We start from the raw sequence: 5,076 nt of genomic DNA, 5'->3' as shown, positions 1-5,076 counted from the left end.
TCTGTAAGATTAAATCTTGACTTCTACACCTACTACGGTAGTTAATTTATTATTAGAACTAATGAAAGAGTTTGTAGTATTGCTTGTTACTACGTTCCCCTCGCAATAATTATCATTTATATTTTGATGTTTTACTTGTAATAAGGAATGCCAAGTACCAAGATCGTTCCAAACAAAATCAGCTTTTATCATGACCATTCCCGAAATATATTCCATTATAGCATTGTCTATAGAAATTGCTTCGATTTCATTATAAGCCTCATCGTCTATTGCCAAACTTTTCTCATTTTTTATAGCAGTATTAAATGCTTTTTCTGCAATACAAAATAAATCAGGTTGAAGGTTCATTGCTAAGTTTAAGAAGAAGTTAATATCGTATACAAAAATGCCTGAATTCTAAAAATATTCATTACTTTGAAAATGTTTTTTTGCTTGCTCTAATATAGGTTTTTCAATGAAATGATCAACTAGATAAACATTTTCTGCAATTGATAATCCTGCGTTTATATAGCCATACTCGGCACTTATAAAATTTATAGGAATGCCTATAGTGCAAATACCGAATTCATTAACATAATGTAAAGCTTTATTTATAGTATTAAGATAATTTAGATTATCCGCTATATGATGGTCCGAAGGTAGTAACACTACGATATCAAACCCTTGTGCTTTAGCTGATAATGCCGTAATAATGGCACAAACAGCAGTATTTTTTTGTAAAGGCTCGGTAATTAATTCTATCTCTACATCTATTTCTGCCGCTTGTTCTTTAGTGATTGATTCATATTTTTTGGAAGTAATAATAGTAGGTTGTCCTAGAAATTTATTTCGGTTTAATGTTTGCTGAAGTAAAGTTAGATCACTCAATATTTTTTTAAATTGTTTCGGTTTATCCTTAGATGGTAAGGGTCATAGTCTTTTACTGCTACCCCCTGCTATAATCACCGGCTCTATTCCCGTATATTTACAACTATTAATTGAATAAACAATAGAGAGTTTTATAAATAGTTTTAAAAAATATGTCAAGTAAATTCACTATATTGACAGGTCCTACAATAAAAAGTACTTCCGCCTGAATGTTTTGTCTTGATAATAGTGCTAGAGCAGTTTAAACAATTTTGTCTTTCTCTGCCGTAACCGTAAGCTGCTGGGTAAAATAACCGAGCCTGTTATCACCGTTTACAAAATCTTTAAGGGTAGCGCCGCCTGCAGTTATAGCTTTAGCTAATACCTCTCTAATCGATTTAATTAAATTTTCTATTTCATCATCCCTTAAATTGCTACCTAATTTATCCGGATGAATTCTAGCTAAATAAAGACTTTCTGAAGCGTAAATATTGCCGACTCCGACTATAATTCCATTATCCATAATTAAATTTTTTATCGGTATTTTTCTAGTAATTAATTTGCTTTTTAAATATTCCAGTGTCAATGAACCAGAAAAAGGCTCTACCCCTAAATTATTAAATAACTCTTTTTCTAGGAAGTGAGTTTTAAAATTATAAATCATTCCAAAGCGTCTAGTATCGTTAAAAATTAACTTTTCACCGTTACTTAAATCAAAAATTACATGATCGTGTTTTTTAGTTTTATAGTTAGAAGATTGCAGAGTAAATCTACCGCTCATACCTAGATGAACTATTAAAGAATAATCATTATTAAAATGTATAATTAAATATTTTGCACGACGCCTAACATCCAGTATATTAGTATTTGAGATTTCTGTAGCTAAAAGCGGGGATAGTTTATAACGTAAATTATCTCTTTTTAACTCTACATTTTCTATAATAAGCCCAATTAACTTATCTTTTAGAGAGTTTTTAAGAGTTTCTACTTCAGGAAGTTCCGGCATTTGATACTAATATTTATAATAAAAAACTATGAACCAAACAAATTTTGGCTTTAAAAAAGTAGATTACACTAAAAAACAAAGGTTAGTAAATAGCGTTTTTTCTAATGTCGCCGATAAGTATGATTTAATGAATGACTTAATGAGTTTTGGATTACATCGCTTATGGAAAGAGGAATTTATTAGGCAAATTCCAAATCTTAATTCTCATATATTAGATGTCGCTAGCGGTAGCGGTGATATCGCTTTAAAGCTTGCTAAAAAAGCAAGAGATAGAGGCAATAATACTGCTTTAACTTTAAGCGATATAAATGAAGAGATGCTAAAGAATGCTAAGAAAAAAGCAATTGATCTTAATTTATTTCAGAACCTTAAATTTACTGTAGCAAGTGCAGAAGAATTGCCTTTTTCAGATAATAGTTTTGATTATTATACTATAGCATTTGGTATTAGAAACGTACCTGACATTAATAAAGCTTTAAAAGAAGCTTATAGAGTTCTGAAACCGATGGGTAAGTTTATATGCCTTGAGTTTTCAAAGGTAAAAGAAAGTTATTTTAAAGATTTTTATAAATTTTATTCATTTAGTATTATACCTACCATCGGTCAGGCAATCACCGGTAATAAAGAGGCATATGAATATTTGGTCGAAAGTATCGAGTTATTCCCCTCACAAGACGAGTTTAGAATAATGATCAAAGAAGCCGGCTTTGAGGAAGTCGGTTATAAAAATTTGAGTGGCGGAATAGTTGCTATTCACAGTGCGTATAAGATATGATAAGTAATTTTTTGAATTTAATACGTATTTTTCGTATCATCAGTAAAAAACGAATCCTAATTGATTCAAGAAGCCCTAAATATTTCAGGTTTGTCGGTTATATATTAGCTTTATTTACTGCTCCGTTATCATTATTTAAAAAACCGCATGAAGATTACGGCAAACGCTTAATAGATTGTTTAAGTGGACTTGGACCTATTTATATAAAATTCGGACAAACTCTTTCGACAAGACCCGATTTAGTAGGAGCAGAGATAGCAGGTTATTTAAGATTACTGCAAGATAAATTACCTCCGTTTGATGGTGGGGTGGCGAGGAAGTTGATAGCATCATTGCGAGGAGACATTTATGTCGACGAAGCAATCTCAGCAAGTAAGCAAAAGATTGCCACGCATTCTACGAATGCTCACAATGACGCCCTCCCTTTCCTACATTTCGACGACCATCCCATTGCCGCAGCATCAATCTCGCAAGTACACAAAGCACAACTCACAACCGGTGAATATGTTGCGGTGAAAATTCTGCGTCCTGGTATTCATAAAAAATATAACAGAGATATTAAGCTGCTATATTTTCTTGCAAAAATTATCTCAAAATTCTCTAAAGCAAAAAGGCTAAAACCTATTAAAGTAGTTGATAAATTTCATGAAACTATGAGATTTGAACTTGATTTACGGCTAGAAGCGGCAGCTTCTTCTGAGCTTATGGATAATATGCGAAATGATATTAATGTGATAATCCCTAAAATATATTGGGACTTAGCATCAGAAAATATACTAACTACCGAGTGGTTAGAAGGAACTTCTATATATGATACTTCGCTGCTAAAAGAAATGGGATTAGAGCCTGCAAAAATAGCTCAGAATTTCGCCGTAATGTTTTTCAATCAAGCCTATAGAGACGGGTTTTTTCATGCTGATTTACATGCAGGCAATATTTTAGTGAATAAGCAAGGTAAGATAATTTTACTTGATTTCGGTATTATGGGCAGACTTAAAGAAAAAGATCGTTTAGCTGTTGCTGAAAGTCTATTCGGTTTTTTAAACCGTGATTATAAATTAGTCGCCAAAGTACATTTAAGAGCCGGCTACATCCCATCAAATACCGATTTAGATTTATTCGCTCAAAGTTGTAGAGCAGTTACTGAACCTATAGTAGGGGCACCCACAAAAAATATTTCCATAGGGAAGCTGCTTGCACATTTATTTAAAATCACTGAAGATTTCGGCATGGAAGTACAACCGGAGTTATTGTTATTGCAAAAGACTTTGATAATGGTTGAAGGGATAGGCAGGCAGTTAGACGGTAATGTTAATATGTGGCAACTCGCCGAACCTTGGATTAAAAAATGGGCAGTGAAAAACTTAAGCCCTGAAGCGAAGTTGCTACGACTAGTAAAGCATTACTTAGATAGCCTAAGGATATTGTTTGACATATAATAAATTATTAATATTATAGCCACATATATTAAAAAATTTATTATTATGAAACTAAAAGATTTATTTATTAAACATGCTATTAAAACTCCTTTTTTGGTTGATTGTAAAAACGATAAAATAGTATTTCCTTCAGATAAAGAGCAAGAATACAAAAATAGACTAAAAGAAAAAATAGACGAGGAAGAGTTTGAAGGATTAACGGCTTCAGATAGAATAATTCAATGCCCTGAAAACTTAGAAAATATAGCTTTAGTAAATATAGAAAAATATCCTGATATATCGCTTATAGCAGCGACATTTCTTAATGATATACAACGTGAATATTATATAATCCATATAGATATCGATAATAATATTAAATCGATTTTGCATTACTCACAAATATATTGTATCGGTGATACAGGGGGGCGCCGGTTGAAGTTTTAAAACGCGAGTACAAGTTTGGTACTATACCGCCAGAATCTTTGCCGAAAATCACGGAATTATGGCCTAACCCTTATTACTACGACTGGATTCAGGAAAATAAAGAGCATAACAACCCGGATATAGACCCTCAGGTAAGGGAGAATATTGTTTCATTATGTGGAAAGGTTAATATGGATTTACCGGCAAATGGTGATGCAGAAGAGGGAGCGGCTGAAGCTTTAAAATGTGAGTATAATATCAGTGCTATAGAGCAAAAACCTTTACCGAAAATAATGAAATTATACCCTGACATGGAATTAGAGCCTGATCCTGATTACTACTACCACCGGATTCAGAAAAATGAAAAGTATAACAACCCGGATATAAATTTTCAGGTAACGAAGAATTACAGTAAAAAACCATTGCAAGATAACCATGACTTTAAAAATTAACAAAAATTAAAAAGTAAAATTTTATAAGTCTTTAAATAATTATAGTAAAATAATATTAAGTTCTTACGTACGTTTTCTAATTGATTTGCTATTTTGAGGTATTTTTTAGCGAAAATTAATAAAATTTTTGAAGGAATAGTTATTCATATTTCA

The 5,076-nt window shown here is 31.9% G+C and carries 5 protein-coding genes and 2 pseudogenes; 4 read left to right on the top strand and 3 right to left on the bottom strand.

From position 1 onward, the window contains the following. Positions 1 to 9 precede the first annotated feature (9 nt). The 3 genes and pseudogenes from KYQ89_RS00100 to mutM all read right to left on the bottom strand — a co-directional run bounded on the left by KYQ89_RS00100 (position 10) and on the right by mutM (position 1,852). Positions 10 to 348, bottom strand: a complete 339-nt coding sequence (locus tag KYQ89_RS00100) for a hypothetical protein (protein ID WP_256621151.1) — start codon at positions 346 to 348, stop codon at positions 10 to 12. 48 nt (positions 349 to 396) lie between these two features. Continuing rightward, positions 397 to 954, bottom strand: a pseudogene (locus KYQ89_RS00095) (sugar phosphate nucleotidyltransferase); the annotation flags it as partial. A gap of 68 nt (positions 955 to 1,022) precedes the next feature. Continuing rightward, positions 1,023 to 1,852: pseudogene (gene mutM, locus KYQ89_RS00090) on the bottom strand (bifunctional DNA-formamidopyrimidine glycosylase/DNA-(apurinic or apyrimidinic site) lyase). A 28-nt stretch (positions 1,853 to 1,880) separates the two neighbouring features. Between mutM and ubiE the strand changes: the two are divergent. From ubiE to KYQ89_RS00070, 4 genes are read left to right on the top strand one after another with little or no spacing between them, the layout of a single operon-like run. Next, a complete protein-coding gene (gene ubiE / locus KYQ89_RS00085; RefSeq protein WP_218459771.1) occupies positions 1,881 to 2,627 on the top strand; it encodes a bifunctional demethylmenaquinone methyltransferase/2-methoxy-6-polyprenyl-1,4-benzoquinol methylase UbiE in 747 nt (248 codons plus the stop codon). Beyond that, a complete protein-coding gene (ubiB, locus tag KYQ89_RS00080; RefSeq protein WP_218459770.1) occupies positions 2,624 to 4,066 on the top strand; it encodes a 2-polyprenylphenol 6-hydroxylase in 1,443 nt (480 codons plus the stop codon). The genes ubiE and ubiB overlap by 4 nt, the downstream gene beginning before the upstream one ends. 45 nt (positions 4,067 to 4,111) lie before the next feature. Then, complete coding sequence (locus tag KYQ89_RS00075) at positions 4,112 to 4,492, top strand: hypothetical protein (RefSeq protein ID WP_218459773.1); 381 nt, start codon at positions 4,112 to 4,114, stop codon at positions 4,490 to 4,492. A 38-nt stretch (positions 4,493 to 4,530) separates the two neighbouring features. Beyond that, positions 4,531 to 4,923, top strand: a complete 393-nt coding sequence (locus tag KYQ89_RS00070) for a hypothetical protein (RefSeq protein ID WP_256621150.1) — start codon at positions 4,531 to 4,533, stop codon at positions 4,921 to 4,923. Positions 4,924 to 5,076 lie beyond the last annotated feature (153 nt).

The organism is Rickettsia sp. TH2014, from assembly GCF_019249195.1.
Lineage (GTDB): Bacteria > Pseudomonadota > Alphaproteobacteria > Rickettsiales > Rickettsiaceae > Rickettsia > Rickettsia felis.
The sequence above is the reverse complement of the archived record's forward strand: the minus strand, read 5'-3'. Positions and strand labels throughout refer to the sequence as shown.